The sequence below is a fragment of the Litorivivens sp. genome, assembly GCF_057445395.1.
In genome coordinates this window covers 1-3,887 of sequence record NZ_JBVBUV010000132.1, presented here as the reverse complement: position 1 = coordinate 3,887, position 3,887 = coordinate 1, and the positions used below count along the sequence as shown (strand labels likewise).

Sequence of the window (3,887 nt, the reverse complement as noted above, 5' to 3'; positions counted from 1 at the left end):
CGAAAAGCTGTGCAAGAAGCATGACATGCTGATGATTGTCGACGACATTCAGGCGGGTTGTGGTCGTACCGGTACCTTCTTCAGTTTTGAGCCGGCTGGTATCAAACCTGACATCGTGACCTTGTCGAAATCACTGAGCGGCTTTGGTCTGCCTTTCGCGCTGGTCTTGATGCGTCCTGAATTGGATATCTGGGAGCCGGGTGAGCACAACGGTACCTTCCGTGGTAACAACCACGCCTTCGTTACCGCGGCTACGGCGATTCGCCACTTCTGGTCAGACGACAGTTTTGCCAAGGAGGTACAGGAAAAGGCAGATCTGTTAACCAAGCGCTTCCAGGAAATTGCCAATATGGCGGGTCCGTCAAACATGCAGCCCAAAGGGCGCGGCATGATGCAGGGTCTGAGCTGTAAAGATGGTGATTTGGCGAAGCTCGTGATCACGCGTTGCTTCGAGCTGGGCTTGGTGATCGAAACCTCCGGCGCCTACGATCAGGTAGTGAAATGTCTGTGTCCGCTGACCATCACGATGGAAGAGCTGAACAAGGCACTGGATATTATCGAGCAGAGCGTGAAGGACATTATGACCAATCGCTATCAGAAAGCTTCTTAAGGAAGATCTTTCTCTACAAAAGCTAAGGGTGTGCTTGTTCAGTGACGCAAGAGTTCGCTGCACCATGCCCTTACACACAATACAAAAGACAAAGGTTGAGGAAGCGCTATGATCGTCAGAACGCTACAGGATTGCATTAACAGTGAGCGCCATGTGCGCTCAGACAACTGGGAAAGTACGCGCATGTTGCTCAAGAATGACAACATGGGTTTTTCCTTTCATATCACCCGCATTTTCGCGGGCACGGAAACGCCTATTCATTACCAGAATCACCTGGAATCGGTGTATTGCATATCGGGTAAGGGCGAAGTGGAAACTTGTGATGACGGAAAAATTCATCGCATTGAGCCAGGTACCATTTACATCCTGGACAAGCACGACAAGCATCTGCTGCGCGCGGATGAAGGCGAAGACATTGTGTTTGCCTGTGTGTTTAACCCGCCGCTGCACGGCAAGGAAGTGCACGACAAAGACGGGGTCTATCCACTTGAAGCAGATGAAGTGAAATAGAAAACCTTAAACGAAATCCACCATCCTTGACGACTCAGGGGGAGACTATGTCACATACCGTTGAAAAAATTGGCGGTACGTCGATGAGCCAGTACGAGGCCGTGCGCGATAACGTAATTATCGGCCAGCGTGAGGGCAGCGAGTTATACAATCGAGTATTTGTAGTGTCAGCTTACGGCGGCATGACAGACAAACTACTGGAAGCAAAAAAAGGCGGTAAAGCCGGCGTTTATGCGTTGTTCGCAGGTTCAGACAACGACGGTGAGTGGCGAGAAGCGCTGAAACAAGTGCGCGAAGCTATGCTGTCGGTGAATGAATCGTTGTTTGAATCCGGTGAACTGCTTGATCAGGCAAACAGCTATATTGACGAGCGCATCAATGATGCGGATCGCTGCTTGAGTGATCTCGATCGTCTCTGCCAGCATGGTCATTTTGAGCTGGAAGGGCAGTTGCTGACTGTGCGGGAAATGCTCGCGAGTCTCGGTGAAGCCCACAGCGCCTGGAACATGACGCATCTGTTGCAACGCGATGGGATCAGCGCGCGTCTGGTCGACCTCAGCGGTTGGCGTGCCGATGCGGCCCTGCCGCTGGACGAACATATACGCAATGCGTTCAAGAGTGTCGATCTTGGCAAGGAACTGGCCATTGTCACCGGCTATGCGCATTGCGAAGAAGGTCTAATGGCGACCTTTGATCGCGGTTACAGTGAGATGACCTTCAGTCGAATTGCGGTTATCACGGAAGCCCGTGAGGCGGTAATTCACAAAGAATACCACCTCAGCAGCGCGGACCCTCGCGTAGTTGATGAAGAGAAAGTGGTTCCCATAGGTCGTACCAATTACGACGTGGCCGATCAGTTGGCCAATCTCGGCATGGAAGCGATTCACCCGCGTGCTGCTAAGGGTCTGCGCCAGCAGAATATTCCGCTGCGGGTGAAAAACACGTTTGAGCCTGAGCACAGCGGCACCCTGATAACCCGCGATTATGTAAGTGATTCGCCCTGTGTTGAAATCATTGCCGGCAAGCAGGTGGTGTATGCAGTGGAGTTGTTTGACCAGGAGATGGTTGGCGACGTTCACAGTTATGACCAGGAATTTCTGGGGCTGGTTAAAAAGCTCAAGGCCAAGATCATCACCAAGGATCTGAACGCCAATACCATCACCATGTACCTGGGCACTAACCTGAAAACCGTCAAACGCATTATTCGTGAGCTGGAGTCGGCCTACCCCAAAGCCGAGATCAGTTACCGCAAAGTAGCGATCGTGTCGGCCATTGGCAGCGATATGCAGGTGCCGGGCATGTTGGCGAAAACGGTTTCCGCGTTGGCCGAGAGCAATATCAGTGTGTTAGCCATGCACCAGTCTATGCGGCAGGTGGATATGCAGTTTGTAATCAATGAAGATGATTACAACAAGGCGATTCAGAGTCTGCACCGTTGTCTGGTAGAGCCACACAATCATGGTCTCGCTATCTGCGCGGCTTGATACCCCCCCCTCCCTCGCTTCAGGAGGGGGTTCCCCCCTTCTGCAATGGCAATTCGTTTGAACTACAATAGCTACAGGCCTTATTCAGCGCCAGAGCTGGCTAGCTCTGGCGCTGTAGTGTTGGAGCTTGTCGAATCAGGTGTCTCGTGGCACCGGGTGTAGCCCTGCGCCTTATCGCGGGGTGGCTTTGTGCTCACTCATGGTGCGAATGACCAGGTTGCATTTTGGCGAGCAGATTCAGACTCCGAAGGGGCCCGGTAGGGCTTTTGCGCATACTGAAAGTCATTTGTTGGACCCTTTTCAGGGTCTTGTAAAGCCCGTAACATCAGGGTATTGCCTCTATAAGATATGGGCTATTGGTCATTGTGCCTGGTGAACACTAGTGGTATCTACGTAGCGAAATATACCAGTTGAATGCGATACGGTATGGCTGAGAACTGGGAGAGGGCCTCCTAGGCGGCCTTCCGGTAGCGGCTCTGCAGCAACACGCGATGGTCGTACAGTTAGCTTTGACTTACAGGGCGGAGCAGGAGAGCGCAGCGCGCATGAATACTCAGACAGTGTTAGTGGTGGACGATTCCAGCGGAGACCGGTTGGTAATTCGTCGAGCGTTTGAGCGTACCCGTCGTGACGTCAAACTGGTGGAGTTGATCGATGGCGAGGAGCTGATCAACTACATTGAACGCAAAATTCCTTTTAAAGACACCGTATTGTATCCCGAGCCAGACCTGATCTTGCTGGACATCAATATGCGCCGGCTGGATGGCAAGCAGGCTTTGCGACTGCTGCGTGAAAAAGCGGAATACGCGCAAGTTCCGGTGGTGATGTTGACCACCTCGTCGCGCGAGAAAGACATTAACGAATCTTACGAGCTAGGCAGCACCGATTACATTACCAAGCCCGAAAATTTCAAGGACTTCATGCAGGCTATAGTCAATGTCTGCAATTATCTTGATAAGCCCAAGACTGCCATCAACGCCTGATAGATAGTACACCCCACCCGGATCCTCTAAATGTGATAGTCATCCGCGTTCTGTGGCTCTAAGCAGTGTGCGGTTATGATTCCCTTCGTTTTGGCTATACTGCTTAGTTAGTTTACAGTAGTAATAACTTCGTCCATTACGCACAGGTAGGAGAGTCCAGGCCATGGAGAGCTTCTGGAGCAGCTTTTTCGGGAATAAGATGCCGCCGCATGGGCACTGTTACTTGTGGGATGATCGCCTGGTGTCGCTGCATGTAGTGACGGATGCGATTATCGTATTGTCTTACTTCACCATTCCACT

General features: G+C 51.8%; 4 protein-coding genes. All 4 read left to right on the top strand.

Annotation, left to right across the window (positions count from 1 at the left end):
* Window positions 1-610, top strand: a 610-nt coding sequence (locus tag AC222A_RS18860) for an aminotransferase class III-fold pyridoxal phosphate-dependent enzyme (protein ID WP_486775450.1), incomplete at its 5' end; no start/stop codon positions are given.
* Window positions 611-718: 108 nt separating this feature from the next.
* On the top strand, window positions 719-1,120 hold the full coding sequence (locus AC222A_RS18855) for an ectoine synthase (RefSeq protein WP_372750621.1): 402 nt from the start codon (window positions 719-721) through the stop codon (window positions 1,118-1,120).
* A gap of 47 nt (window positions 1,121-1,167) precedes the next feature.
* A complete protein-coding gene (locus AC222A_RS18850; RefSeq protein WP_372810856.1) occupies window positions 1,168-2,604 on the top strand; it encodes an aspartate kinase in 1,437 nt (478 codons plus the stop codon).
* Between the two features lie 545 nt (window positions 2,605-3,149).
* Window positions 3,150-3,587, top strand: a complete 438-nt coding sequence (locus AC222A_RS18845) for a response regulator (protein ID WP_486775449.1) — start codon at window positions 3,150-3,152, stop codon at window positions 3,585-3,587.
* Window positions 3,588-3,887 lie beyond the last annotated feature (300 nt).